Origin of the sequence: Paenibacillus sp. 453mf (assembly GCF_900116105.1) — a bacterium.
In the GTDB taxonomy this organism is placed as follows: Bacteria; Bacillota; Bacilli; order Paenibacillales; family Paenibacillaceae; genus Paenibacillus; species Paenibacillus provencensis.
In genome coordinates this window covers 2567388-2592958 of the sequence record NZ_FPAC01000001.1, presented here as the reverse complement: position 1 = coordinate 2592958, position 25571 = coordinate 2567388, and the positions used below count along the sequence as shown (strand labels likewise).

At 47.8% G+C, this 25571-nt stretch carries 25 protein-coding genes; 22 read left to right on the top strand and 3 right to left on the bottom strand.

What is annotated here, in order from left to right:
* Positions 1-33: 33 nt before the first annotated feature.
* Both BM415_RS12275 and BM415_RS12265 read left to right on the top strand, forming a co-directional pair.
* Positions 34-408 (top strand): hypothetical protein, encoded by a 375-nt coding sequence (locus tag BM415_RS12275; RefSeq protein WP_091158379.1) that lies wholly within the window; start codon positions 34-36, stop codon positions 406-408.
* A gap of 480 nt (positions 409-888) precedes the next feature.
* Positions 889-2754, top strand: coding sequence for a bifunctional homocysteine S-methyltransferase/methylenetetrahydrofolate reductase (locus BM415_RS12265; RefSeq protein WP_091158375.1), 1866 nt, complete (start codon positions 889-891; stop codon positions 2752-2754).
* 191 nt (positions 2755-2945) lie between these two features.
* On the opposite strand, the gene BM415_RS12260 is transcribed toward BM415_RS12265, so the two are convergent.
* Positions 2946-3341, bottom strand: coding sequence for an acyl-CoA thioesterase (locus BM415_RS12260; RefSeq protein WP_091158374.1), 396 nt, complete (start codon positions 3339-3341; stop codon positions 2946-2948).
* 201 nt (positions 3342-3542) lie between these two features.
* Between BM415_RS12260 and BM415_RS12255 the strand changes: the two genes are divergently transcribed.
* The 16 genes from BM415_RS12255 (at position 3543) to spoVM (ending at position 19052) form a co-directional block, all read left to right on the top strand.
* A complete protein-coding gene (locus BM415_RS12255; RefSeq protein ID WP_091158372.1) occupies positions 3543-4433 on the top strand; it encodes a YicC/YloC family endoribonuclease in 891 nt (296 codons plus the stop codon).
* A gap of 178 nt (positions 4434-4611) precedes the next feature.
* Positions 4612-4872: an extracellular matrix/biofilm regulator RemA gene (locus tag BM415_RS12250; protein WP_006209218.1), complete on the top strand. Its 261-nt coding sequence runs from the start codon at positions 4612-4614 to the stop codon at positions 4870-4872.
* Positions 4873-4885: 13 nt separating this feature from the next.
* On the top strand, positions 4886-5467 hold the full coding sequence (gene gmk, locus BM415_RS12245; RefSeq protein WP_091158370.1) for a guanylate kinase: 582 nt from the start codon (positions 4886-4888) through the stop codon (positions 5465-5467).
* A gap of 10 nt (positions 5468-5477) precedes the next feature.
* Positions 5478-5714 carry a DNA-directed RNA polymerase subunit omega gene (gene rpoZ, locus BM415_RS12240; RefSeq protein WP_091158368.1) on the top strand — a complete coding sequence of 79 codons (237 nt, stop codon included), beginning with the start codon at positions 5478-5480 and terminating at the stop codon, positions 5712-5714.
* Between the two features lie 145 nt (positions 5715-5859).
* The gene (gene coaBC / locus BM415_RS12235; protein ID WP_091158367.1) at positions 5860-7071 is read left to right on the top strand and encodes a bifunctional phosphopantothenoylcysteine decarboxylase/phosphopantothenate--cysteine ligase CoaBC; all 1212 of its coding nucleotides are present in this window, start codon (positions 5860-5862) and stop codon (positions 7069-7071) included.
* Positions 7058-9640 carry a primosomal protein N' gene (priA, locus tag BM415_RS12230; RefSeq protein WP_170862438.1) on the top strand — a complete coding sequence of 861 codons (2583 nt, stop codon included), beginning with the start codon at positions 7058-7060 and terminating at the stop codon, positions 9638-9640. Before coaBC ends, priA begins: the two co-directional genes overlap by 14 nt.
* 91 nt (positions 9641-9731) lie before the next feature.
* Positions 9732-10214 (top strand): peptide deformylase, encoded by a 483-nt coding sequence (gene def / locus BM415_RS12225; RefSeq protein WP_091158364.1) that lies wholly within the window; start codon positions 9732-9734, stop codon positions 10212-10214.
* A 12-nt stretch (positions 10215-10226) separates the two neighbouring features.
* Positions 10227-11189 carry a methionyl-tRNA formyltransferase gene (fmt, locus tag BM415_RS12220; protein ID WP_091158362.1) on the top strand — a complete coding sequence of 321 codons (963 nt, stop codon included), beginning with the start codon at positions 10227-10229 and terminating at the stop codon, positions 11187-11189.
* Between the two features lie 44 nt (positions 11190-11233).
* The gene (gene rsmB / locus BM415_RS12215) at positions 11234-12634 is read left to right on the top strand and encodes a 16S rRNA (cytosine(967)-C(5))-methyltransferase RsmB (protein WP_091158361.1); all 1401 of its coding nucleotides are present in this window, start codon (positions 11234-11236) and stop codon (positions 12632-12634) included.
* 130 nt (positions 12635-12764) lie between these two features.
* Positions 12765-13856, top strand: a complete 1092-nt coding sequence (gene rlmN / locus BM415_RS12210; protein WP_170862437.1) for a dual-specificity RNA methyltransferase RlmN — start codon at positions 12765-12767, stop codon at positions 13854-13856.
* A 15-nt stretch (positions 13857-13871) separates the two neighbouring features.
* On the top strand, positions 13872-14648 hold the full coding sequence (locus tag BM415_RS12205; RefSeq protein WP_091159227.1) for a Stp1/IreP family PP2C-type Ser/Thr phosphatase: 777 nt from the start codon (positions 13872-13874) through the stop codon (positions 14646-14648).
* Positions 14645-16852 (top strand): Stk1 family PASTA domain-containing Ser/Thr kinase, encoded by a 2208-nt coding sequence (gene pknB, locus BM415_RS12200; protein WP_091158359.1) that lies wholly within the window; start codon positions 14645-14647, stop codon positions 16850-16852. Before BM415_RS12205 ends, pknB begins: the two co-directional genes overlap by 4 nt.
* A 109-nt stretch (positions 16853-16961) precedes the next feature.
* Entirely contained in the window at positions 16962-17870 is a 909-nt protein-coding gene (gene rsgA / locus BM415_RS12195; protein WP_091158358.1) for a ribosome small subunit-dependent GTPase A, read from the top strand.
* Positions 17871-17872: 2 nt separating this feature from the next.
* A complete protein-coding gene (gene rpe / locus BM415_RS12190) occupies positions 17873-18535 on the top strand; it encodes a ribulose-phosphate 3-epimerase (RefSeq protein WP_091158356.1) in 663 nt (220 codons plus the stop codon).
* Positions 18536-18542: 7 nt separating this feature from the next.
* Positions 18543-18806 carry a hypothetical protein gene (locus BM415_RS12185; RefSeq protein ID WP_091158355.1) on the top strand — a complete coding sequence of 88 codons (264 nt, stop codon included), beginning with the start codon at positions 18543-18545 and terminating at the stop codon, positions 18804-18806.
* Between the two features lie 168 nt (positions 18807-18974).
* Positions 18975-19052, top strand: a complete 78-nt coding sequence (gene spoVM / locus BM415_RS12180) for a stage V sporulation protein SpoVM (RefSeq protein ID WP_091159225.1) — start codon at positions 18975-18977, stop codon at positions 19050-19052.
* 130 nt (positions 19053-19182) lie between these two features.
* Here the strand turns inward: spoVM and rpmB are convergent, their stop codons facing one another.
* Positions 19183-19371: a 50S ribosomal protein L28 gene (gene rpmB, locus BM415_RS12175; RefSeq protein ID WP_047910965.1), complete on the bottom strand. Its 189-nt coding sequence runs from the start codon at positions 19369-19371 to the stop codon at positions 19183-19185.
* A 299-nt stretch (positions 19372-19670) separates the two neighbouring features.
* Between rpmB and BM415_RS12170 the strand changes: the two genes are divergently transcribed.
* The 4 genes from BM415_RS12170 to BM415_RS12155 all read left to right on the top strand — a co-directional run bounded on the left by BM415_RS12170 (position 19671) and on the right by BM415_RS12155 (position 24773).
* The gene (locus tag BM415_RS12170) at positions 19671-21446 is read left to right on the top strand and encodes a DAK2 domain-containing protein (RefSeq protein WP_091158353.1); all 1776 of its coding nucleotides are present in this window, start codon (positions 19671-19673) and stop codon (positions 21444-21446) included.
* Positions 21447-21471: 25 nt separating this feature from the next.
* Positions 21472-22335 (top strand): DegV family protein, encoded by an 864-nt coding sequence (locus tag BM415_RS12165; protein WP_091158351.1) that lies wholly within the window; start codon positions 21472-21474, stop codon positions 22333-22335.
* A gap of 17 nt (positions 22336-22352) precedes the next feature.
* Positions 22353-24398: an ATP-dependent DNA helicase RecG gene (gene recG, locus BM415_RS12160; protein ID WP_091158349.1), complete on the top strand. Its 2046-nt coding sequence runs from the start codon at positions 22353-22355 to the stop codon at positions 24396-24398.
* 87 nt (positions 24399-24485) lie between these two features.
* The gene (locus BM415_RS12155) at positions 24486-24773 is read left to right on the top strand and encodes a stage VI sporulation protein F (protein WP_091158347.1); all 288 of its coding nucleotides are present in this window, start codon (positions 24486-24488) and stop codon (positions 24771-24773) included.
* Positions 24774-24839: 66 nt separating this feature from the next.
* Here BM415_RS12155 and BM415_RS12150 read toward each other — a convergent pair whose 3' ends face one another.
* Entirely contained in the window at positions 24840-25514 is a 675-nt protein-coding gene (locus tag BM415_RS12150) for an SOS response-associated peptidase (protein ID WP_091158346.1), read from the bottom strand.
* Positions 25515-25571 lie beyond the last annotated feature (57 nt).

Sequence of the window (25571 nt, the reverse complement as noted above, 5' to 3'; positions counted from 1 at the left end):
TCTTGGAGGTCGACTGCTGAGCCGAAAGTATGCGTGCTGGAGGATACATCCTATCGTGCATCCATTGAAATTGCGCATGAGTGGGAAGTCCCTGCCTCTGCAGAGGATACGCTGGATTTAGAACAACGGGAGCTGATCTATTATCCGAATCGGACATCAGGACGCACAGAACAGATGATTCCTCTTGCGATCCGTACGATTCTGTCACTTGAACGAAGTGGAAAAGCAGTGAAGATCGAGACCACCTTCAATAATCAGGCAAAGGATCACAGGCTGCGGATTTTATTTCCTACGGATATGCGTCCTCTGTTCATCATGCCGACTCAATGTTTGAAATTGCTGAGCGGGATAACCATCCTGCTGCAGAATGGGAGAATCCGAGCAATACGCAGCATCAGCAATCTTTAGTAAGTCTGACCAGTTTCAGATTCCATGGACAGCGGTTCAAACCGATGTGCATACAGGTACAGTTGCACCCAGCCATGCAGTGATCAATTGGGACAGCCCGAACCTGGCCTTTTCTTCTATAGAAGGTAAATGAAGAGTCGAATGACTTGATGCTTCGCTGGTATAACATGAGTGCCAATGAAACAGCACTGGAATTAAAGAGTAATAGTTATAGCTCCTGCTATAAGAGAAATATTCTTGAAGAGCGAGAAGAACAGGTTACTCCGGAGAATTTCGAGAGATCCGCTGTGATCAACATGCCAGTTGGGGCATGTGAAATTGTTACCTTGGGCCTTATAAAATAATATTAATTCATTAATTACCTATCGTAATAGTCGATTTTATTGTTGTATTTGGAATTTATGCAAAATCATTGCTTAAACAATCCTCCCATATGTGTTACATTAGTGTGAACAAATTGGAATTGGCGGGAGGAGAACGATGGCGGATTTACGTGAGGTGTTGAAAAATGAAGTCATTATAGGCGATGGCGCCATGGGGACAGAGCTTTATAAAATGGGCGTTCCGGTCGGAGTTTCATACGAAGAATTGAACTTGATATCGCCCGATATGGTTCGTGATGTTCATTCCAGATACATTGAGGCAGGAGCACGACTTATTGAAACAAATACGTTCTCAGCTAACTACGTTAACTTATCCAAGTATGGTCTTGAAGATCAAGTTGAAGCGATTAACAGAGCCGGTGTGAGAGTCGCACGAGAAGCGATGGGCGATAAAGGTTTTGTTGTAGGTGCTGTCGGAGCCATTCGTGCAGGAAAGAGAGCAGACATTTCGGCTGCTAAGCTGAATTTTAATTTTGAACAGCAAATTTCTGTTCTTGTTGATGAGGGAATCGATGGTGTACTCCTGGAAACGTTCTATGACGTGGAGGAGCTTGTAATTGCAATAAGACAGGTCAGGAAATTAACCGAGCTGCCGATTATTTGCCAGTTTGCTATTGACGATATCGGTCGCACGTTTGACGGATTCACGATGCCCGAAGCTTTTTCCATTCTATATAAAGAAGGCGCGGATGTGATCGGATTTAACTGCCGGACAGGCCCGAGCAGCATTATGAGGGTAATGGAATCGGTTCAGAATCTAGGGATTCCGATGTCGGTATTCCCGAATGCCGGTCTGGCGGAGTATGTTGACGGGGTGTATCGGTATGGTGCTTCTGCGGAGTACTTTGGTCAGAACGCAGTCCGGTTTGCTGACTTGAATGCACGGATTATCGGCGGATGCTGCGGTACGACACCGGAGCACATCAAGGCAATGGTTTCAGCACTTGATAATTATGTGCCAGCTCCACTAACCGTAGTGGATGAAGAGCTTCTGCCAATTCCGGTTTCTGTCACCGAGATACTTGCTGATGGAAGCTCAGCAGGCACGATTCGAACAGAGCCTACGATTGTAGATTTGGTTAAAGAACGCCACACCGTCATCGTAGAGCTTGATCCGCCGCGTGATCTTGATATTCAAAAATTTCTAAGAGGGGCCAAAACCCTGAAGAAGGCTGGTGTCGATGCATTGACGCTGGCTGACAACTCTCTGGCAGTAACCCGGATGAGCAATATGGCGCTCGGCTATCTGGCGAAGGAGCAGATTGGACTGAGACCGCTGATTCATATCGCCTGCCGGGACCGGAATTTGATTGGAACACAGTCTCATCTTATGGGCTTTGATGCCCTGGGCATTGATCATGTGCTTGCGGTTACCGGAGATCCCTCCAGATTCGGAGACCTGCCGGATTCAAGCTCGGTGTATGACTTGACATCATTTGAAATTATACGGATGATTAAGCAGCTGAACAGCGGAATAGCTTTCTCCGGTAAACCGCTTAAGCAGAAGGCAGACTTTGTTGTAGGTGCCGCATTCAATCCCAATGTGAAGTATCTGGAGAAGGCAGTACAGCGTTTGGAGAAGAAGATTGCTGCCGGTGCAGATTATATTATGACCCAGCCAATCTATGATCCTAAGCTGATTGTACAGCTCAAGGAAGCAACGAGCCATTTGGACATTCCGATATTTATTGGAATTATGCCGCTTGCCAGTGGACGGAATGCGGAATATTTGCACAACGAGGTACCAGGGATTCAATTATCGGATGAAGTCAGAGAGAGAATGGCAGGGCTTGAAGGCGAAGAGGGCCGCAAGGTGGGTACGACGATAGCGAAGGAACTGCTGGATGTGGCGATGGAGCATTTTAATGGAATCTATATTATGACTCCGTTCATGTTCTATGGAATGAGTGAAGAGCTGACTCATTATGTGTGGGAGAAGTCAGGCCGCGCGATTAAGGCATAGAAAAATAAGCAGATTTAGATATACAGCAACAGCCGATATTTACGTTGCCAGTTTATTTATAAGAACGACCAAATAGAGTATCACGAGTGAGAAAAAAGTCCGTGCCTGCTGAGCTGAATATAGCAGGTACGGGCTTTTGTGCTGTTGCTTTTTAATCATCATATAAATGGTAAGATCCAGTACATGCTCGATCATGAAGAGAAAAGGTTCCGCAGCTGTTCCGGTATCGGTCTGCTTTTTCGAGTGGAAGGGTCGATGGTTACGCTTGTAATGAGAGCGTCTGCGCAGATCTCCTGGGCTTCATTTAATATCGTTTGCCTGAGCACATAACTTGAATTCCGGGCGCTGTCTTGTTCTGTTGTCACGGTAAGGAGCTGACCTTGAAGGCATTCCTTGCGATAGTTAATATTGATATTAACGGTGACCGTCTGACAGCCAAGCTCAAGCAGCGTTTTGTAAGACAGCTCTCCAGCTTCATACCATTCATCTCGTGCCCACTCCAGGTATTCTAGATATTTTGCATTATTTACGTGGCCGTTGACATCAATCTCGGTAGGACGAACAATAAGTTTCAGTTCTGTTTTCATATGCAGATCTCCTGTTTAAGTTTTTGATGGGTCATTTAGAGGATGCCCGTGCATGAAGTGCAAATAAATAATGTATGTAGATTCTAATAGGAAGCCCTGAATTAGGCAATAATGGTATGAATTAATGGCTAATCCCCCTTGATTATCGTACTTGTTTAAGCCTGTATTATCCGATACAATAGTATAATGGATGTGATGCCGATGTCATTCAGTATGACCGGATACGGTCAATATTTGCTCAGCTATGGCGGGTATAAGGTACAATTTGAAGTCAAATCCGTAAACCATAGATATTGTGAAGTCGTCTTTAGGATGCCAAGGGAATGGAGTCGTTTCGAAGACGGGCTTCGCAGGATGGTACAGCGTAAACTTGCACGAGGCAGGATTGATGTATTCATTACGAGGGAATTTGATGACAGCAGCAGCAGAGGCACTGTGTTGAATAAGCAGATGGTTGCTTCCTATCTCGAGGCCTCAGGGGAGCTTGAGTCCAGCTTCGGGATGAAGGGGAATCTGACCATTTCAGAAATGCTGCAGCTGCCTGGTGTGTTTGTGAATTCTGAGGAGATGAGCAGTCTCTCGGTCTTTGAGGACCAGAACTGGGAGACTGCGCTGCAGGAAGGTCTTGCACTTGCACTTGACGAGCTGCTTGATATGCGCTCTCGTGAAGGAAATCATCTCGCCGCTGATCTGAAGTCGCGAATAATGAGTCTGCAGGCTCATCATGCAGCGATGATCCAATTAGCACCTGCTGTAGTGACGGAGTATCGAAGCAAGCTGAAACAGCGATTAACCGAAATTTCTGATGCACCATTCGATGAACATAAATTTGGCATGGAGATCGCGATTTTTGCCGACCGATCCAACATAGATGAGGAGCTGACTCGTCTCTCTAGTCATATGGCTCAGTGCGAAGAGCTGCTCACCATGCGTGAGCCTATAGGGCGCAAGCTTGATTTCTTGATCCAGGAGATGAATCGTGAAGTCAACACCATCGGTACCAAAGCTCACCACCTGGGGCTGGTTAATCTGGTGGTCGAGATGAAGGCCGAGCTGGAGAAGATCAGAGAACAAGCTGCGAATTTAGAATAGGCAATGAACACTTAGTTGAATCAATTTCATAATACCTTTAGCTGCTTCAATTGAGGGTATATATAGATCAAAATGATTTTGTTTGTCTATATATAGTTTCAAATTCACCTTTTAATGATTTATGAAATTGATTCAGTTTTGCAAAGATTACACCAGTAATAGGGGGACGAACCTGAATATGGCAATTAAACTCATAAATATAGGATTCGGTAATATCGTTTCGGCGAATCGCATCATTTCTATTGTTAGTCCTGAATCCGCCCCAATCAAAAGAATTATACAGGAAGCACGGGATCGTCACATGTTGATCGACGCTACATATGGACGCAGAACACGTGCAGTAATTATTACGGACAGTGATCATGTGATCCTGTCTGCAGTGCAGCCGGAGACGGTTGCCCATCGTTTATCTTCTAAAGACGATGACAACGACGAATAAAATGGAGTGTAATATGTCTAAGGGATTACTAATTGTATTATCAGGACCGTCCGGTGTTGGAAAAGGAACCGTATGCACGGCTCTAAGAAAACGAGTTCCTGAACTCATCTATTCTGTGTCAGCTACAACTCGCCAACCAAGACTTGGTGAGGAGAACGGAGTCAATTATTTTTTCAAGAGTCAAGAGCAGTTTCTTGATATGATCGAGAAGGATCAGCTCTTGGAGCATGCGGAGTATGTGGGCAACTATTACGGAACCCCGCGTGATTTCGTAGAGGAGACCCTTAATTCCGGCAAAGATATCATTTTGGAGATTGAAGTCCAAGGAGCTCTAAAAGTAAAAGAAAAGTTCCCGGAAGGTATTTTCGTATTCCTGCTGCCTCCATCTCTTGATGAATTGAAGGATCGAATTCAAGGCCGAGGCACCGAGAATCAAGCGACAATTGAACACCGCATGTCCGTTGCCGAGCAGGAGATCAGTTTGCTGCAGCAATATGATTATGCAGTCGTCAATGATGAAATTGATTTGGCCTGCAAACGAATAGAATCGATCATCATCGCCGAACATTGTAAAATAAATAGTAAATCGAAATGAGGAATGCTCCATGCTATATCCATCTATTGATGAAATGATGAACAAGGTAGACAGTAAATACTCTCTGGTGGTTGCAGCTTCCAGACGTGCCAGACAGCTGCGCGAAGGTGAGAAGTCCGAGCTCAGAAACCCGAAATCCCATAAACAAGTCGGTATTGCACTTGAAGAAATTTATGGTGATTTTATACGTGTAGAGAAAGGCCATGACGAAGAAGAAGAAGTAGAACAAGACAGCCAGAAGAAGTAGAACAAGACAGCCAGTCATAACCTATATTCGAAATACGAATAATGTACAGCCCTAATAAAAGTGACAACCGCAAGGTTGTTATTTTTTTCTTTAGACGCGTAATTCGCATAAGTCCCAAATCTTAATAAGAACAGGGGGAGCACATATGCTGAACGGTAAAAAAATCGTGCTCGGTGTTTCAGGAGGGATTGCAGCTTATAAGGCGGCTGCGCTGACGAGTAAGCTGGTGCAGAAGGGGGCAGAGGTGCACGTCATCATGACGGCATCCGCCAAGGAGTTCATTACAGAGCTGACCCTTCAGTCCTTATCACGAAATCCGGTATATACAGATACCTTTGATGAACGTGATGCATCGTTTGTCTCACATATTCACCTGGCAGACACTGCAGATCTGGTCCTTGTTGCACCGGCAACAGCGAATGTGATTGCCAAGATGGCTCATGGACTTGCAGATGATATGCTGACAACAACACTGCTCGCAACGACGGCTCCGGTGATGGTTGCTCCAGCCATGAATGTACACATGTATGAGCATCCAGCCGTGATCGAGAACATGAATACCTTATATTCACGTGGTGTGCATTTTATTGAGCCGGGGGTAGGTCAGCTAGCCTGCGGTTATATCGGAAAAGGGCGGCTTGAAGAGCCTGAGACGATCGTGGATGTAATTGAGCGTTTTTTTAAAGAGGATGAAGCGAGCAAGACCCTGTCTGGCAAAAAAATGGTAGTTACAGCAGGCGGTACCATTGAACGAATTGACCCTGTTAGATACATTACCAATGATTCTTCGGGCAAAATGGGGGTTGCTTTTGCCAAAACAGCCAAAGCCATGGGAGCCGAGGTCACGCTAATAGCGGCAAATATGCAAGTAAAGTATCCAGAAGGAATAACGGTTGTTCCTGTCCAGTCTGCAGATGATATGTATCGAGCAGTACTTGAGCATTGGGATCAGAGTGATATCGTAGTTAAGGCGGCTGCAGTTGCTGACTATCGTCCGCTGGAGGCGGCCAAGCAGAAGATCAAGAAGAGCGGCAAGACACTGACGCTTGAGCTCGTCAAGACGGTTGATATTCTCGAATCTCTGGGAAAAGCCAAAACGCATCAATACTTGATCGGTTTTGCTGCAGAAACGAATGACCTGGAGCAACATGCGGCTTCCAAGCTGGAGCGTAAAAATGCGGACCTGATCGTTGCTAATGACGTTACCCAAGAGGGTGTTGGGTTCGGGACAGACACAAATGCGGTTAAAATTTTTGACAGGCAGGGCTTGGTTAAAGAAATTCCTGTGACTGCCAAAGAAGAAGTAGCACGACAAGTACTGCTGATCGCAGCCTCCCGAATGGATGGGAGGAAGTGAGCTTGTGAATATTGCAAAAGTGATAGTAGACGTGCCAGCCAAAGACGTGGACCGCACTTTTGATTACTTGATTCCCGAATCGCTTCAGGGCTGGGTAGAGGTAGGCAGTCGTGTCGGTGTTCCTTTTGGACATCGAACGGTTCAGGGCTTTGTTGTAGGGCTGGAAGAGGCAGTAACCACAGACTTCAAGCTGAAGCCGATTGCCGAGCTCCTGGATCTGGTTCCGCCGCTGTCGCCTGATCTGGTTGAGCTTGGCAGATGGATGAGCCAGCATTACGCCTGTAGTGCCATTATGGCCTTGCAGGCGATGATTCCGACTGCGCTGAAGGGTAAATCCAAGCGTTATATCTCTGTTTCAGAAGGGTTCGAGCCATTACAGGAGCAGACCGTGCAGGTATCACAGGCTGCAAATGACAGTCCTGTATTATTTGCGCTCCCGGAACGGCAGGAGGAACCATCCATCCAGGATGAAATCATTCGATATGTACGGAGCAAGGAACAGGTGACACTGGATCATCTCAGTCATCGGTATCCGGATTATTCAAAGGAAATCAAGCGATTGATTCGCAGCGGCCTCCTGCATGAGGAACAGATGATCAAGGACAAGCTGCAGAAGAAGATGCTCAAGGCGGTTAATCTTGCTGTAAGCGATAGAGAGGCTGAGGAGGCGCTTGCTGACTTTCCGGCCAAAGGCAAGCGGCAAAAAGAGGTCTTATCTTTTTTGCTTGAAGCGAAGGAACTGCTCCCAATGCCGCTTAAAGATGTGCTGTCTGCGCTCCAAGTGTCTGCCGCCACAGTGAAAGGGCTTGAAGACAAGGGATTGATCTTGATCTCTGAATTGGAAGTGTTCCGCGACCCATACCGTGGACGTGATTTCAAGCCAACTGAGCCGCTTCCGCTCACCGCGGAACAGCAGGCAGTCTATGACCGGATTGCAAGACAACTGGATAAACGTGAGCAGGGCGTATTTCTGCTGCATGGCGTGACAGGCAGCGGTAAGACGGAAGTATATCTTCAGGCCATTCAGCGATGCATTAAGCAGAACCGTCAGGCCATTGTGCTCGTTCCTGAGATTTCACTTACACCGCAGATGGTTGAAAGATTTAAGGGACGTTTTGGTGACCAGGTTGCCGTTATGCACAGCAGGCTATCAGGCGGAGAGAGATATGATGAGTGGCGAAAAATCCGTGAAGGCAAGGTTAAAGTGGCCATCGGTGCACGATCTGCTGTGTTTGCTCCGTTTGATCAACTGGGACTGATCATCATTGATGAAGAGCATGAGACCTCCTATAAGCAGGAGGAGACGCCGAAATATCATGCAAGAGATGTGGCAGTAGAACGCTCCAAGCAGCACGGAGCAGCAGTTATCTTGGGCTCCGCAACGCCATCACTTGAAAGCTACTATGCTGCCAGGTCACAAGCTAGTGATGAGTTTGCCCCGGTTCTAATGGAGATGAACTACCGAGCCTTGGGCAATGAGCTCCCGAAGGTACGGATCATTGACATGAGGGAGGAGCTGAAGGACGGTAATCGGTCGATGTTCAGCAGAGCCCTGCATCAAGGAATTGCGGAGCGGATTGAACGCGGAGAGCAGACCGTACTTCTCTTGAACCGCCGCGGGTATTCAACCTTTGTGATGTGCCGTAGCTGCGGCTATGTTGCAAGTTGTCCGGAGTGTGATATCTCTCTTACGTTTCATCAGCGAAGCAATAACCTAAGATGTCATTACTGCGGCTATGCGGAGGCCGCTCCTGAGATTTGTCCCGATTGCGGCAGCGAGCATATCCGTTATTTTGGCACGGGGACTCAGCGAGTAGAGGAAGAGCTGGCGAAGCTGTTCCCTGGCGTGCGGGTGATTCGGATGGATGTGGACACAACGACCGAAAAAGGCTCCCACGAGAAGCTGCTCAAAGCTTTTCGTGAGAAAAAGGCAGATATTTTGCTTGGAACACAGATGGTGGCCAAAGGGCTTGATTTCCCGGACGTGACGCTGGTTGGTGTTATAACCGCCGATTCAGCGCTGAATTTGCCTGACTTCAGGGCTGCTGAGAAAACATTTCAGCTGCTGACTCAGGTTGCCGGTCGTGCGGGCCGCCATCAGCTGCCGGGAGAGGTGTTCGTGCAATCCTATACACCAGATCATTATTCGATTGTGCATGCAGGGAGCCATGATTATCTCTCGTTTATCAAGGATGAACTAGGCCACAGGCGTGCTCTGCAGTATCCGCCGTATTGCCGGCTGATCCTGGTGACATTCTCACATGAACAGCTTCCTGTCCTTGTGAGGGCAGCCGAGAATTACACGAGACTTCTCAAGGAGCAGGCACAGAAGATGGGGCTGCTCGGCAGTCTGGATCGATTTAGTTCAGATGCCTTTGATGTTCTGGGTCCGGTCGCCTCACCGATGCCGCGATTAAAAAATAGATACAGGTTTCAATGTATGATAAAATGGCGTGGGGAAATTGATGCCATCGGCCTTGTGAAAAATATGGCGAGCAAGATGGAGCAGGATTTTCAGGGTAAGGATTTGCTTATAAGCCTTGATGTCGATCCACAGATGCTGATGTAGTTCAGGATCGGGATTCATAACATATAAATTAACATGAAGCAGGATGATGAAATCCTGAAATATTTACGTTCATAGGAAGGTGTTTAGCAGCATGTCAATTCGATTGATTGTAAAAGAACCGGATGAAGTATTGCACAAAGTAGCCAAGGAAGTAAAGAAGATCACACCTAATGTACAGAAACTGCTCGATGATATGGCGGAGACGATGTATGATGCGGATGGTGTGGGTCTCGCTGCACCGCAGGTCGGCATTTTAAAACGACTAATTGTAGTGGATGTAGGGGATGATCACGGTCTGATCAAAATGATCAACCCTGAGATTGTAAGCTCGGAAGGAGAGCAATTTGGACCCGAAGGCTGTCTGAGCATTCCAGGCTATAACGGGGATGTTCGCAGAGCCGAAACGGTTACGGTAAAAGGTCTTGACCGCGATGGCAAAGAATTTACGGTTACGGGCAGTGGTTTGTTCGCGAGAGCGTTCCAGCATGAAATCGATCATTTGAACGGCGTTTTGTTTACGGACCTCGCAGAAAAAGTGTATGAAATTGGAGCTGAACCGAACCGCGGTAAATAAGGAGGTATGAAAATGAACATCGTTTTTATGGGAACACCGGCCTTTGCTGTGCCTTCGCTCGAAAGACTGCTTGAGGAAGGATACAACATCAGCCTTGTGGTCACTCAGCCGGATAAACCTCAAGGACGAAAAAAGGTTCTGACACCGCCTCCTGTCAAAGAAGCTGCGCTGAAGCACGGTATTCCCGTGTTTCAGCCGGCAAGGCTTCGTGATAAAGAATCTGTAGCTGAGCTTGCCAAATGGAAGCCGGATCTCATTATTACTGCTGCTTTTGGGCAAATCTTGCCGAAATCAGTGCTGGATATGCCTCACTCTGGCTGTGTTAACGTGCACGGATCGTTACTGCCGAAATATCGGGGAGGTGCACCGATTCAGCGTTCGATCATTAATGGAGAGAAGGTTACGGGTGTAACGCTCATGTACATGGCTGAAGGTCTTGATACCGGTGATATGATCTCCAAGGTAGAGGTCGCTATTGAGGACGAGGATACTTCGGGTACTATGTTTGAGAAGCTCAGTCTTGCTGGAGCGGAGCTGCTGATGAGCGAGATGCCTCATTTGATTAAGGGAAAAGTGCAGGCCACTCCCCAGAATGAGGATGAGGCGACTTATGCAAAGAACTTATCCCGAGAGGATGAGAAGATCGACTGGTCTCGTCAATCACGTCAAATTTACGACCAGGTCAGGGGACTCACTCCATACTCTGGCGGGTTTACATTGTGGGACGAGCAGGTATTTAAGGTCTGGGGCACAATTAATCCTTCTAAACTCCCTGAGCCATACCTTCAGGCGTCTGATGCTACTATGAATGAAGAGCCGGGGACGGTGCTTGGGGTGTCCAAGCTGGGCATTGAAGTGAAGACAGGTGACGGCTCTTTGTGGCTGTCAGAGGTGCAGCCTGCGGGTAAAAAGGCGATGGCTGCCGGTGATTTTGCCCGCGGCGGATCACTTAAGACAGGGACGGTGCTGAAGTGAAGTCAGGAGACAACAAAAATCCTCGCCACAGCAATACATCCAGTATGCATAAAGGTAAGGGCGGTGCTCAGTCTGCTGCTTCTGGTAAGCGCAAGGTATCCAGCAGAGAGGCGGCTCTTCAAATCTTGGCTGCTGTGGAGCAGGAAGGGGCTTACAGCAATCTGCTTCTGAATCAAGTGCTGAAACAGGCGAATCTCAATCCCGCTGATGCGGGACTAGCCACGGAGCTGGTATATGGCACCATTGCACGGCAAAAGACACTGGATTATTATCTTGAATCCTATGTAGCCAAAGGTCTTGCCAAGCTTCAGCCCTGGGTTCGAAGTTTGCTTAGGCTGAGTCTGTATCAAATTATATATTTGGATCGGGTGCCGGATCATGCGGCGGTAAGTGAAGCGGTAAATATTGCCAAGCGCAAGGGCCATCAGGGCATATCCGGAATGGTGAACGGGGTGCTGCGCAATATTCTGAGAAATCGGGACAAGCTGACGATTCCTCAGAACCTTCCTGCAGCAGAACGCATCGCACTGACGCACTCCCATCCTGAATGGCTTGTTAAGCGCTGGATTGAGCAGTACGGGGAGCAGGAAGCTGAAGCGATGTGTATGGCGAATAACGAGGCGCCTCCGGTCAGTGTTCGGGTGAATACGACCATGATCTCAAGAGAGAAGCTGATGAATGAGATGCAGGAGGAAGGACTGGTAGTGGAGCCTTCCCTTCTCAGTGATGATGGGATTATCGTCAAGAGCGGGGGGAATATGGCTCTTACCGACTGGTATAAGGAAGGGATGCTCTCTGTCCAGGACGAAAGCTCCATGCTTGTGGCAGGAGCGGTGGACCCGAAGCCTGGCATGACCGTTCTGGACTGCTGTGCTGCACCCGGAGGCAAGACCTCGCATATGGGTGAGAAGATGGAGGATCGAGGACATATTATTGCCAATGACATTCATCCTCACAAAGTAGAGCTTATTCATAGACAGGCGGAACGGCTGGGGCTCGCCAGCATTGAGACCGTATGTCATGATGCGCTTGATTTGGCTGCCAGCTACAAGGAAGCTTCGTTTGACCGCATATTGCTCGATGCGCCTTGCTCTGGGTTCGGGGTGATTCGCAGAAAGCCGGATCTTCGGTGGACTAAATCCCCAGAGGATGTTGAAGCCATCAGCGCGCTGCAATATGAGCTGCTGAGCCGCGTATCCAGACTGTTGAAGCCTGGAGGCACGCTTGTATATAGTACTTGTACTACAGAGCATGCGGAGAATGGCGGTGTCGTGGAACGCTTCTTGAAGGAGAATGATCAATTTGCTCCTGCGGGTCATCTGGTGATGAGAGAAGAGCTGCAGCGCTCTGCAACAATGGACGAGTACGGAGTTCAAATTTTGCCTCACCAGTTTCATAGCGACGGATTCTACATTGCAAGACTGACACGGCTTGAATCATCGTAAAAAGTGGATTAATAAACAAGACTGCCGCCAGTAACCGTCAGGTATTGGCGGCTTTTTGCAGTTGGTGGCCTAAAGACCTGCATAGATGAATACTGAATTATGTGCTAAAATGGGTAGAATGAGTAATAATATGTCTATAGATCAATTGGAAAGAACAGGTGTGAATGAAATGACAAAGCCTTTTATATATGATTACACGCTCGAAGAGCTGGAGCAGTGGGCAATGGAGAATGGGGAGCCAAAGTTTCGTGCTGCTCAAATCTACGACTGGGTTTATGTAAAAAGAGTGAATGACTTTTCAGAAATGACGAACCTCTCGAAAGGTTTGCGCGAGAAGCTTGATGCTCAGTTCCAATTCGTGACGCTTTCTGAAATTACGAAGTTTGAGTCCAAGGACGGTACAGTGAAGTTTCTGTTCGGACTGCATGACGACCATGCGATTGAGACGGTCATCATGAAGCATAACTATGGCAACAGTGTATGTGTGACGACACAGGTCGGCTGCAGAGTCGGCTGTACTTTTTGCGCCTCAACGCTTGGCGGCTTGAAGCGGAACCTGACTGCCGGTGAGATCATTGCTCAAGTCGTGCGCTCACAGCAAATTCTGGATGAACGCAATGAACGTGTGAGCAGTATTGTAATTATGGGTACGGGTGAACCGTTTGAGAACTATGATGAGACAATGAAGTTCCTCAGAACTATGATTCATGAGAAAGGCCTGAATATTGGTCAGCGCCATATCACGGTCTCGACAAGCGGCATTGTTCCCAATATTTATAAATTTGCAGATGAGGATACCCAGATTAACCTGGCCATCTCCATCCATGCACCGAATGACAAGCTGCGCTCGAAGCTGATGCCTGTTAACCGCCGGTTCCCATTTGATGATGTAATGGAGTCTCTTCGCTATTATCAAGGCAAGACGGGACGACGCATTACATTCGAATATGCTTTGATCGGCGGCGTTAACGATCAGCCGGAGCATGCTGAAGAGCTTGCTGGAGTTCTGAAGGACATGCTGTGCCATGTCAATCTGATCCCGGTAAACTATGTGCCGGAGCGTAAGTATATCAGAACCGCTCGCAAGGATATATTCCAGTTTCAGCGTATCCTCGCTGATCATGGAGTGAACGTTACGATCCGCAGAGAGCAGGGTCATGATATCGCAGCCGCTTGTGGTCAGCTGCGTGCGAAGCATATGGAGAAGCACAAGGAAGCTTGAGGTGAGAATATGACTGTGATGAATACAGTGCATGTGAGCCACATAGGGCGAGTTCGTTCGGTAAATGAAGATTCCGCCTGGATCAGGCATCTGGACCAGGGATATATATTAGGTATTGTGGCAGATGGTATGGGTGGACATCTTGCCGGAGATACAGCAAGCAGACTGGCCGTAGAAACGGTGTCCGAAGACCTCGCGGTGCTTGAGCCTGGTTTGTCAGGTGCATCGCTGAGCGCTGCACTAAGCGATGCCATTCTGCACGCGAATGAAGTCATCTATCGCACAGCGGCTGGGGATGAGAAGCTTCACAACATGGGGACGACTGTCGTTGCTCTCCTCATGAGTGATGCTTCCGGCATCATTGGCCACATTGGCGACAGCCGTGCTTACAAGATAACAGCCAATAAGGTACTACAGTTGACAGAGGATCATACACTAGTTAATGAGCTGTACAAGAATGGGCAGATCAGTGAAGAAGAGACTCATGTACATCCACTAAAAAATGTCGTTACCAGAGCGCTTGGGACGGATGAAGATGTGTCCGTGGATCTATACCCTGTCATTCTGGAAGCCGGGGATGTGCTTATGCTGTGCAGTGATGGCCTAAGCAATCTGGTCAGCAGTGAGCAGATGGCAACAGTGATTGGCCAAGCTGATCTGCCTTTGTCTGAACGGGCAGACAGGCTGCTGCAGCTTGCACTTCTGGCCGGAGGAGACGACAATATTACAGTTGCTCTGTTTGAAATGCCAGCGGGCCCTTTAAGCGTAGCGGAAGAGGGGGTTGAATCATGATCGGACATCAGCTGAGCGGACGTTATGAAGTGATTGAGCGCGTCGGCGGAGGCGGAATGGCCCTGGTATACAAAGCGCACGATATTTTGCTCGGACGTAATGTAGCGATCAAGGTTCTTCGTCAGCAATTCGTTCATGATGAGGAGTTTATTCGTCGGTTTAGACGAGAAGCCCAATCGGCTGCATCCTTGTCTCATCCGAATGTAGTTAGTATTTATGATGTAGGTCAGGAAGAAGACATCCATTACATTGTGATGGAGTACATTGAAGGTCAGAACCTGAATGAAATTATAAAAGAGCGTGCTCCGCTTCAAGTCGATGAAGCTGTCAGAATTGCTGCACAGATTGCGGATGCACTGGATCATGCCCATCATAATCAAATTATTCATCGCGATATTAAGCCGCATAATATTCTGATTGGCAAAAATGGAAGGGTCAAAGTTACAGATTTCGGAATAGCACGTGCTGTGACCTCGACGACGATTACTCAGACAGGTTCGGTTGTCGGCTCGGTGCATTATTTTTCCCCTGAGCATGCCAAGGGTGTTGTAACGGGTGAGAAATCCGACTTGTACTCACTGGGTATTGTCATCTATCAAATGCTGACCGGACAGCTACCGTTTCTTGGGGAGAGTCCAATCAGTGTAGCACTGAAGCATCTGCAGGAGGAATTCGAGGAGCCGAGTGTCGTTAACCCGCTTATTCCGCAGAGCGTAGAGAATATTATTCTTAAATCGATGCGCAAAAATCCGAATGAGCGTTATCAATCTGCGCTTGAAATGCTCAGCGATTTGGAGACCTGCTTGCTGCCGGATCGACTGAATGAGGAGAAGCTCATATTCGATGATGAGTTTGATACAGATCAAACTCGTATCATTCCTGCGATCAAACCGGAACCACGCGGGACAGCCTATACGGATGCGCCTGAAATGGCTCCGGACGAAGCGGTGACAGATGGCAAGTCCAAGAAGAAAAAATCGAAGAAGCGGGCAGCTTTTTGGGTCACGCTGACGCTGATTATTCTAGTTGCACTGGCTGGTGTCGTATGGTACGTCGAGAGTGCGCTTGTCGTGCCGGAAGTAACCGTACCTCGGGTTATAGATAAGACCGAAGCAGAAGCCAGAACCTTGCTCGCGGACCAGGGAATAGAGGTAAACCAGGTCTTTCAGGAATATAAAGAAGGTGTCGATCCGGGAATCGTTTACGAGCAGAGCAGGCCTGAAGGCGCCGTGGTGAAGAAGGGGTCGCTAATTGACCTCACGGTAAGTGTAGAGAAGCCGACGGAAGACATGATTGAGCTTACGGGTCGAAACTATGAAGATGCAGTTCAGGCATTGCTTGCACTTGGCATGAGTGAAGATCGAATCAAAACATCTGAGGAATTCAGTGATGAGTCTGTCAATGAAGTTATTGGACAGTCCATTGCGGCAGGACAGCCCTTCGATCCAGAAATAGATGTAATTACACTGAGAGTAAGTAAAGGCCAGGAAATGGTCGAAATGCCTGATTTGATTAACAAGACCCGTGCAGAAGCCGAAGAGCTGATTCGAGCGAACAAACTGACTGTCGCACCGGTCAAAGAAGAGTCAAGCTTTGAGGTGGAGAAAGGCAGAGTTACTCAGCAGTGGCCATATGAAGCTGGGGCCCCGGTTGTTCCGGGTACGGAGATTACGATCTATGTAAGCACGGGGTTTTCACCAGAGACGATCGAGTATAATTATAATATTTCGGTAGCTCCTCATGAAGAAGGCAAAGACAGCAAGATCCGTATTACCTTCACGGATGCCAGAGGAGAGAATCAAGAGCATGGTACGAAGACGATTAACAAGACAAAGACGCTGACAGTACCGCTCATTCTGGCTCCGAACAAGGATGGAGTTGTATCTGTGTACCGTGATGACCAGCTCATGGATACGTTTGAAGTCAGATATTTTGATGCGAAGAACGGAACGGTTACAACACCTGAGATTGGCCCGGCGGTCACTCCTGATAACAATGCAGGAGATGGCGAGGAAGGCTCAGGTCCAGATGAGGAACCTAATCCAGATGATTCGGGTAACGAGAACAATAACGGTAGTAATGGCAATGGCAATAATGATGAAGGCAATGGAAACAACGATAACAATGGCAATAACGGCAAGGGCCGGGGAAATAACGAGAATGAAGATGAAGATGAAGATGAAGATGAAGACGGTGAAGAGTGACTTGGCTACTGGAAATTTAGCTGCATCCCTCATTCTAGGCGCCTTAAGGGCGCCTGTTCTTCATTAGATCAGAGATCAATTTTTTTCAAACCTATAAGGGCGGTGAACTATGCTGGAGGGAGTTATTATCAAAGCGTTAAGCGGATATTATTACGTTAAACCTGCTCTCGATCGCGGAACACCGGATACAGATGTATCTGCTGTTCAATGCAGGGCTAGAGGCATTTTTAAGAAAAGAGGGATTACTCCTCTTGTAGGTGACTATGTAAAATATACGCTTACCGAAAACGGGGAAGGAACGGTTGAAGAAATTCTACCAAGAGACACCGAACTGATCCGCCCTCCCGTGGCCAATGCGCACCTCGCCGTATTGGTATTCTCGCTCAAGGAACCGGAAATGAATGTTCAGCTGTTGGACAAGTTCCTCGTTCATATTGAACAGGCGGGTCTTCAAGCGGTAATCTGCCTTACGAAAATGGACCTTGCTGACGAGTCTGATGATCGTTACGCCCAGCTTGTCCGTCTGTATGAGTCTATAGGCTATGAAGTTATAATTACCAGCTCACGTCAAGGCACTGGAATGGATCGCTTGAAGCAGCGCTTGGCTGGAGAGATCAGTGTCTTCTCGGGTCAATCAGGTGTAGGCAAGTCCTCGCTTCTCAACGCTCTGCTTCCAGGGCTGGAGCTTGAAACGGGTATTATAAGCATGAAGCTGGGCAGAGGCAAGCACACAACCCGTCATGTAGAGCTCATCCCGCTGAATAACGGCGGGTTTGTTTCAGATACTCCTGGCTTCAGTCAGCTTGATTTCCTGGAGATTGGCGTAGAGGAGCTGAGCGATTGCTTCAGAGAATTCCGTGAGTATGCCGGAGGGTGTAAATTTCGCGGCTGTACTCATACACATGAACCAGGCTGCGAAGTGATTAGAGCCAAAGAAGAAGGCCGCATTGCCGAGAGCAGATACACACACTATGTGCAGTTCTTGGAGGAAATGAAAGATAAGAAACGGAGGTACTAAACATGTCAGTATTAATTGCACCATCTATCCTGTCCTCAGATTTCGCCCGGCTGGGCGCAGAAGTTGCCGAAGCGGAGGCTTCCGGCGCAGATTGGATTCATGTTGATGTTATGGATGGCCATTTTGTTCCAAACATTACGCTGGGAGCTCCCATTGTACAGTCCATCAAGCCGCATACCAGCTTGTTGCTGGATGTCCATTTGATGATTGAGAATCCCGAGAATTACATAGCTGACTTCGTCAAGGCAGGAGCAGGCATGATTACAGTTCATGCCGAGGCCTGTGTCCATCTGCACAGAGTCATTCATATGATCAAAGAGCAGGGTATCCTGGCTGGAGTAGCCATTAATCCAGGAACTCCAGCAAGCGCGATTAGCGAAGTGCTGGGGGATGTTGATATGGTCCTTGTAATGACAGTCAATCCGGGCTTCGGAGGACAAGCCTTCATTCCGAGAACGATCCAGAAGATCAGACAAATTCGGAATGAGCTTAATGAATTGGGACGTTCAAACGTTCATATTGAAGTAGATGGAGGCATTACGAAGGAGACAGCTCCTCTGGTCGTCGAGGCAGGGGCTGACGTTCTGGTTGCCGGCAGCGCGGTATTTGGCCGTACAGACCGTGCAGAGGCCATCAATGAGATCCGGCAAAGTATTGGAGGATAACTAACCAATGACACTAAAAGAAGCACTATGGACTTCGCTTGCCAGTCTGGTCACAGGAATTCTGCTGGGGTCATTCACACTGCTGCCTTCTCCAATCAATGCAGTTGTTTCCTTACTTGGTGTTATTTTGGTCATATGGTTCTTTAAGAAGTTCGATAAGAAGTCAGTAAGAATTTCATTTATTGTGTTCACCGTACTATATTTCATTTTGTTTATCTTTGTTTTATCTGCTTATATTTTTATGACCAATCCTTCAGAAGGATTAAGCTAGTCTCTATGGAATAGGCTGAACACATACTGCATAAACATGGTTACATGAGCGCGATTCTCATGTAGCCTTTTTTTCGTTTGCATCGTTGCAGTTAGGGATAGCGGTAAGAAGGAGAGGCTTCTGGCACGATAAAAGGTGGAGCGCATGAGGATGATGGGAGGGTGAACTATGAAATTTTACACATTTAAGCTTCCGAAGTTTTTGGGGGGTTTTGTAAAAGCGATCCTTAACACGTTCCAGAAATAACAGATTCAAAAAGGGGTTTCTAATAACGTAAAAAAGGCTGCAGTTGAAGGATCGCAGGCGAATACGGGTACGAAAAAAGCACCTGTGTCATATAATGGCAAGGTGCTTTTTGCTTTGTATTCAAAATCAATTATACGCGAGTAACTTTACCGGCTTTCAGAGCACGAGTGCTAACATAAACGCGTTTTGGTTTACCGTCCACCAGAATGCGGACTTTTTGAACGTTTACGCCCCAGGAACGGCGGTTACGGTTGTTAGCGTGAGACACGTGGTTACCGCTACCAGGTTTCTTACCTGTCACATAACATTTGCGAGACATAGATTACACCTCCTATTCTGAAAGTAACCGTTATCCGCAAGTCAATGGTTGTAATCAATCCAATATACCTGCATAAAACAATACTTAAATATAATATCATATAGGAAAAAGCTTAGTCAATAAAAACAAAAACTTTATTTATTTCTATACTTGATTATAGTACAATGATGTATAGTCCATAATACTGCGGAAGAAAGCCGCTGCCCGTCGGATGACGGGAACAACGGATGTTAAGTGCATACTAAGTCTTTGGTATTGGTTGTGCACTTATGCATCATGCTAGGAAGGGGAATTCTCACTTGAGTAAACGTTCTTTAAATGGAACAGATTTTAACGCAATGGTGTTGGCCGGAGCGGATCAATTGCAGAAGCATGCTGAACACGTCAATTCCCTTAATGTATTCCCTGTCCCAGACGGTGATACAGGAACGAATATGAATTTGACGATGAGTGCCGGTGTGGCCGAATTAAAAAGAAACAGCGCAAGCTCCATCGGCAGCTGTGCAGGTATTTTATCGAAAGGCCTGCTTATGGGGGCACGCGGAAACTCCGGTGTTATTCTATCGCAGTTGTTCCGGGGCTTTAGCCGTTACGCTGCCCCATATGAGGAGCTGAATACTCTTCAGTTTGCTGCTGCTTTGCAAAGCGGTGTGGATACAGCTTATAAGGCAGTAGTTAAACCCGTAGAAGGCACGATTCTTACTGTCGCGAAGGAAGCTGCGAAGCATGCCGGTTATTATGCGAGACGGACCAACGACATTACGGAACTCATGAGCGAAGTGCTTAAGAAAGCAAACGAAACTCTTGCCTTGACCCCTGAGATGCTGCCTGTGCTGAAGCAGGTTGGTGTTGTAGATTCGGGTGGAAAAGGTCTTGTATATATTTATGAAGGTTTCATGGACTACCTGCTGAACACGGAGGGCAAAACTACGGCTTCCACGCCAGTGAAGGAAGTGCCTGCAGCGCCTGTAATTCCGGCTCCGGCACCAAAGACTCCGATTTCTCCTGAAATGCCGATATCGGCACAGGCAAGACTTGAGACAGAAGATATTGAATTCTTATATGACATGGAATTCTTTATCAATCGTCAGCTCGGAGATGCAGGTGAGACGAATTTTGATGAGGAAGATTTTAGGAAAGCGCTGTCAGTAAATGGAGATTCGATCATTATTATTTCTGATGATGAAGTGATTAAGGTCCATGTCCATTCCAAAGCTCCAGGAGACGTGCTTAATCTGGCGCTTCGCTATGGTGAGATCACACAGATCCATATTCTGAACATGCGTGAGCAGCACCGTGATTTGCTTACGGCTGGAATGGACATTGCGCCGGCACCCGAATTGTTTGCTGATATTCCTCCAGAACGCGAGGAAGCGCCTGAGCCGTCCATTCCTCCTGCCGATGAGCTTGCTCCGTTTGGTTTCATTTCGGTTGCATCCGGGCAGGGAATATCTGATGTGTTCAAGAGTCTAGGGATTGATATTGTATTGTCCGGTGGACAAACGATGAATCCGAGTACAGAGGATTTTGTAAAGGCCATCCATTCTATTGATGCGAAGCACATCTTTATCCTTCCCAACAACTCGAACATAGTGCTGGCGGCCAAGCAGGCTCGAGATCTACTGGAAGGCGAGCGTGAGGTAACGGTTGTTCCTAGCAAGACGATTCCGCAAGGGATTTCGGCTGCATTCGCGTTCCAGGAAGATGAAAGTGCAGAAGTAAACGAGTCAAATATGCTTGAAGCCATTGCACATGTCCGTTCGGGACAAGTGACTTATGCGGTGAGAGATACTACGTTTGATGATCTTGAGATCAAAGCGGGCCATTTCATAGGGATTCATGACTCCAAGATCGTGGCTACCGAGGAAAGACTTCTGGATACATGCGAGCAATTGCTCCATAAGATGATTGTAAGCGGTGATGAAGTCATTACGATCCTTGCAGGTGAAGAAGCGATAGAGACGGAAACGGAACGCCTCGCGGCATGGCTTGCTGCTGAATATCCTAATGCGGAAGTGGAAGTGCATCAGGGAGGACAGCCTGTCTATTCTTATCTGTTCGCTGTTGAAGCCTGAAATTAGATAAGGAGGCTTGCGCTTCATGAGCAAAGTATTTATTGTCACGGATAGTACTGCTGATATTCCAGATCAGGTGGTGGATCAGTACGGAATTAAGATCGTGCCCCTGCGTGTCGTGTTTAGTGAACAGGAGTCCTATCTCGACGGAATTGAACTGAGTGCATCCAGGTTCTATGAGAAGCTTGGGGGAGTTAAGGAGCTGCCGACAACTTCCCAGCCTTCCCCAATCGAATTTATGAATGTATACAAGGAACTCAACGAGACCCATCCGGGCTGTCAGATTGTTTCTATACATTTATCTTCCGGGATGAGCGGTACGTACCAATCTGCTATGCTTGGCAAATCCATGCTTGAAGACGAGAGTGAAGCAGATATTACCGTAATTGACTCGAAGTCGGCCAGCTATGGATACGGGCTGCTTGTGGTGCATGCTGCCCGGCTTGCCTCGGAAGGGAAGAGCGCGGCTGAGATTTCAGAAGCTGTTCTTAAGCTTCATAAGGAACGCAAGCTCTATTTTCTAGTCGATACACTGGAATATTTGCAAAAAGGCGGACGTATTGGCAAAGCCTCTGCGATTCTTGGTACATTGCTGAACATTAAGCCTGTGCTCTCTATTGATGAAGAGGGCGTGATTTATGCCGTTGAGAAGGTAAGAGGTCAGAAGAAGGCAATGGAACGCATCGTCCAAATGTTCGAGAGTGATTTTGCCGGGAAACGAATCAATATAGCTGTCGGTCATACCGCAAATCCGGCATCGGCAGAAACCTTCGTGGAGCTGATGAAGACCCGGTTTGAGCTGAACGAAGTGGTGTATCCGAACATCGGCGCCGTCATTGGAAGTCATGTCGGATTCGGAACCATCGCGATCTTTGTGTGGCCGGCATAAGATATGAGGGATGCTTTATGTTGTTAGAAGAAACATCGGTGAAGCAGGTCAGCGGCGTGAGTGCTCTTAAGGAAGGAGAGCTTCACGCCTTTGGCATTTATACGATTAAGGATTTACTTGAGTATTTTCCATTTCGTTATGAGGATTACCGTCTGAAATCACTGACAGAGGTGAAGGATGGGGACCGGGTTACGGTTCAGGCCAAAATCATGGGTGTGCCCGTGCTTCAACGATACGGTAAGAAATCAAGACTGACCTGCAGAATGATGGCAGAGGATTTTATGTTTACGGCGACTTGGTTTAACCGGCATTTCTTGAAGGATCAGCTGACGCCGAACCGGGAGATTACGCTTACCGGCAAATGGGACCAAAAGCGTATGCAAATGACGGTATCGGATTCGGAATTTCCCGATAAGGGGGCCGTGCGCTCGGGCTCCGTTCAGCCTGTCTATTCTGTGGGGGGAAAGATAACGCAGAACTGGATGCGCAAGACGATAAACCAGGCGCTGCTTCAGTTTGGAGAGATGGTGCCCGAACTGCTTCCAGAGGAGCTGCTGAGGAAGTACAAGCTAATGCCCCGGAAAAAGGCAATTGCCCTGATTCACCAGCCAGGTGATCCTCAGCTGGGACAAGAAGCTCGTCGCCGTATGGTGTTTGAAGAGCTTTTTTTGTTTCAGTTAAAAATGCAGGCTTTTCGGGCCATCAATCGTGGGAAAACCGACGGAATCGTACATACCGCTTCGAATGCAACGATCCGTGAGTTTGTACGCAGCCTGCCCTTTGAGCTGACAGATGCCCAGAAGAGGGTAGAGCTTGAAATTTTGCAGGATATGCGTTCTCCCCACTGTATGAACCGGCTGCTTCAAGGCGATGTGGGTTCAGGCAAAACGGTGATTGCTGCTATTGCTCTGTATGCCGCTGTACGATCCGGATTTCAAGGAGCCTTGATGGTGCCGACCGAAATTTTGGCTGAGCAGCATATGCGATCCCTGGAGAAGCTGTTCACTCCGTTCGGAATTGAAGTTGCTCTGCTGACAGGAAGCACGCCTGGGAAGAAGCGAAAAGAAATTCTGTCCGCCCTGCAAATGGGGCTGATTGATGTCGTCGTTGGCACACATGCTCTAATTCAGGAGGATGTGTACTTCAGAAATATTGGACTTGTCGTTACAGACGAGCAGCACCGATTTGGCGTCAATCAGCGAAGTGTTCTCAGGCGCAAAGGCTATAACCCGGATGTGCTGACCATGACGGCAACGCCGATCCCGCGAACGCTGGCTATTACGGCGTTTGGGGATATTGATGTCTCTACCATCTCCGAGCGGCCGAAGGGCCGGATTCCGATCTCGACGTATTGGGTCAAGCATGACATGATGGATCGGGTCATCGGCTTTATTACCCGGGAGCTGGAGCTGGGACGCCAGGCATATCTGATCTGCCCGCTTATAGAGGAATCGGACAAGCTGGATGTTCAGAATGCAATAGATTTGCATGTCGCCATGCAGCAGGCGCTTCCACAATATAAGGTGGGTCTTCTGCACGGCCGGATGACTCCATCCGAAAAAGATGAGGCGATGAAGCTGTTTTATGAAAATGAAACCCAGCTGTTGGTATCTACAACGGTCGTGGAAGTTGGAGTCGACGTTCCCAATGCCACGCTTATGATCATTATGGATGCAGAGCGCTTTGGCTTATCTCAGCTGCACCAGCTTCGCGGTCGTGTCGGTCGGGGTTCCCATGCCTCTTATTGTATTCTGATTGCTGATCCGAAATCGGAGGTGGGCCAAGAACGAATGAAGGTCATGACCGAGACGGAGGACGGTTTTGAGGTGTCGAGACGTGACCTGGATCTTCGTGGTCCAGGTGACTTTTTTGGTACGAAGCAAAGCGGGCTGCCCGATTTCAAGCTCGCGGACATGGTCAGTGATTTCGAAGTGCTTGAAATGGCCAGAGATGATGCAGCCTCGCTTGTTGGCAATGAAGCGTTCTGGACTTCGCCTGCCTATGCACCGCTACGCGATTATTTGCAGCGAGAGCAGATATTCCAGGGCGAAGTGATGGATTAGCATAAAAAAATAAGGTCAAGTGTACGAGCTCCCCCGGCATATAGTAGTGGAGGACTACGATTTAGGCGGGGGAGGTGCGATGTTCTGTTGAGCTATCAAAAATATGGTATTAGTTCACAGTTGGTGGAACGGGTGAAGACCAAAATGAAGAACCCGGTGATGAAGGAAAAAATTAAAGTGTTGATTGATGGCGTGACCAAGGCCGATTTGCAAAATAGTGCGAAGGTCAGACGGTTGGTCAAATCATCTGCAGCCATACTGAATGAAAAAATGACTTCGGCAGATGAAGATAAGTTCGTTAAATTCGTGATTGATCAAAAAATTGATCCGAATAATACCCTGCATTTAATCAAGCTGTGGGGGATGTTTCGTTAAAAACAAGGGACCTCGCAATTTCTGCGAGGTCCCTTGTTTTTCTTCAAACTGGTCCTATAGCTGGGTCTAAGCCAAAGGATGTGTTAATTCAATACTGTCATTAGCGACCCGATTCACGGCACGTGATACGGGATAAGCCTCCATCTCTTCTTCCGGATAAGGGCGGAGAAGCGGAAGGAGCTCTCCTGGCTGCTGAACGGTGCGATCCAGCCACAGCTGCTCTAGGCCAGGAGGGAGAATGACCGGCATCCGATCATGTATACGGCTCATAAGCGCATTTGGGCTTGTAGTCAGAATGGTACAGGTGCTGATTCGCTGTCCTTCAGGATCAACCCATGTATCATACAGCCCGGCAAAGCTGAACAAGCCCGTCCGGGGAATGATGCGATAAGGCGTTTTGGTGCCGTTCTCCTCTTTCAGCCACTCATAAAAGCCATCTGCGGGAATAAGGCACCGCTTGCGAAGAAACGACTCCCGAAAAGCAGGCTTATCCAGCACAGTTTCACTGCGAGCATTGATCATTCGGCTTCCTATGCTGAGGTCCTTGGCCCAATGTGGAACCAGTCCCCACCTTAGCGTACCGGCACGTCTTTGTGATCCATCATGAATCACAGCCATAATTCGCTGTGTCGGCGCAATATTATAATGAGGTCTATAGTCAATATAATCCGGAATCTCCTCCAGCATATAGCGGAGCATCAATTCCTCAAGTGATATTCCAAGCGTAAATCGTCCGCACATCGGTGAAGCCCTCCTATATTTCCAAGCAGCAATCGCTGTCTATCCTTCGTCCAAATC

Excerpts from the sequence above, each read along its gene's own strand:
- BM415_RS12255 (WP_091158372.1), top strand. The coding sequence starts at position 3,543 with ATGTCATTCAGTATGACCGGATACGGTCAATATTTGCTCAGCTATGGC.
- recG (WP_091158349.1), top strand. The coding sequence starts at position 22,353 with ATGTTGTTAGAAGAAACATCGGTGAAGCAGGTCAGCGGCGTGAGTGCT.
- fmt (WP_091158362.1), top strand. The coding sequence starts at position 10,227 with ATGAACATCGTTTTTATGGGAACACCGGCCTTTGCTGTGCCTTCGCTC.
- BM415_RS12150 (WP_091158346.1), bottom strand. The coding sequence starts at position 25,514 with ATGTGCGGACGATTTACGCTTGGAATATCACTTGAGGAATTGATGCTC.
- BM415_RS12260 (WP_091158374.1), bottom strand. The coding sequence starts at position 3,341 with ATGAAAACAGAACTGAAACTTATTGTTCGTCCTACCGAGATTGATGTC.
- BM415_RS12265 (WP_091158375.1), top strand. The coding sequence starts at position 889 with ATGGCGGATTTACGTGAGGTGTTGAAAAATGAAGTCATTATAGGCGAT.
- coaBC (WP_091158367.1), top strand. The coding sequence starts at position 5,860 with ATGCTGAACGGTAAAAAAATCGTGCTCGGTGTTTCAGGAGGGATTGCA.
- rpoZ (WP_091158368.1), top strand. The coding sequence starts at position 5,478 with ATGCTATATCCATCTATTGATGAAATGATGAACAAGGTAGACAGTAAA.
- pknB (WP_091158359.1), top strand. The coding sequence starts at position 14,645 with ATGATCGGACATCAGCTGAGCGGACGTTATGAAGTGATTGAGCGCGTC.
- BM415_RS12165 (WP_091158351.1), top strand. The coding sequence starts at position 21,472 with ATGAGCAAAGTATTTATTGTCACGGATAGTACTGCTGATATTCCAGAT.
- BM415_RS12185 (WP_091158355.1), top strand. The coding sequence starts at position 18,543 with ATGACACTAAAAGAAGCACTATGGACTTCGCTTGCCAGTCTGGTCACA.
- rpe (WP_091158356.1), top strand. The coding sequence starts at position 17,873 with ATGTCAGTATTAATTGCACCATCTATCCTGTCCTCAGATTTCGCCCGG.
- rsmB (WP_091158361.1), top strand. The coding sequence starts at position 11,234 with ATGCATAAAGGTAAGGGCGGTGCTCAGTCTGCTGCTTCTGGTAAGCGC.
- rlmN (WP_170862437.1), top strand. The coding sequence starts at position 12,765 with ATGTCTATAGATCAATTGGAAAGAACAGGTGTGAATGAAATGACAAAG.
- rpmB (WP_047910965.1), bottom strand. The coding sequence starts at position 19,371 with ATGTCTCGCAAATGTTATGTGACAGGTAAGAAACCTGGTAGCGGTAAC.
- priA (WP_170862438.1), top strand. The coding sequence starts at position 7,058 with ATGGGAGGAAGTGAGCTTGTGAATATTGCAAAAGTGATAGTAGACGTG.
- BM415_RS12250 (WP_006209218.1), top strand. The coding sequence starts at position 4,612 with ATGGCAATTAAACTCATAAATATAGGATTCGGTAATATCGTTTCGGCG.
- gmk (WP_091158370.1), top strand. The coding sequence starts at position 4,886 with ATGTCTAAGGGATTACTAATTGTATTATCAGGACCGTCCGGTGTTGGA.
- def (WP_091158364.1), top strand. The coding sequence starts at position 9,732 with ATGTCAATTCGATTGATTGTAAAAGAACCGGATGAAGTATTGCACAAA.
- spoVM (WP_091159225.1), top strand. The coding sequence starts at position 18,975 with ATGAAATTTTACACATTTAAGCTTCCGAAGTTTTTGGGGGGTTTTGTA.
- rsgA (WP_091158358.1), top strand. The coding sequence starts at position 16,962 with ATGCTGGAGGGAGTTATTATCAAAGCGTTAAGCGGATATTATTACGTT.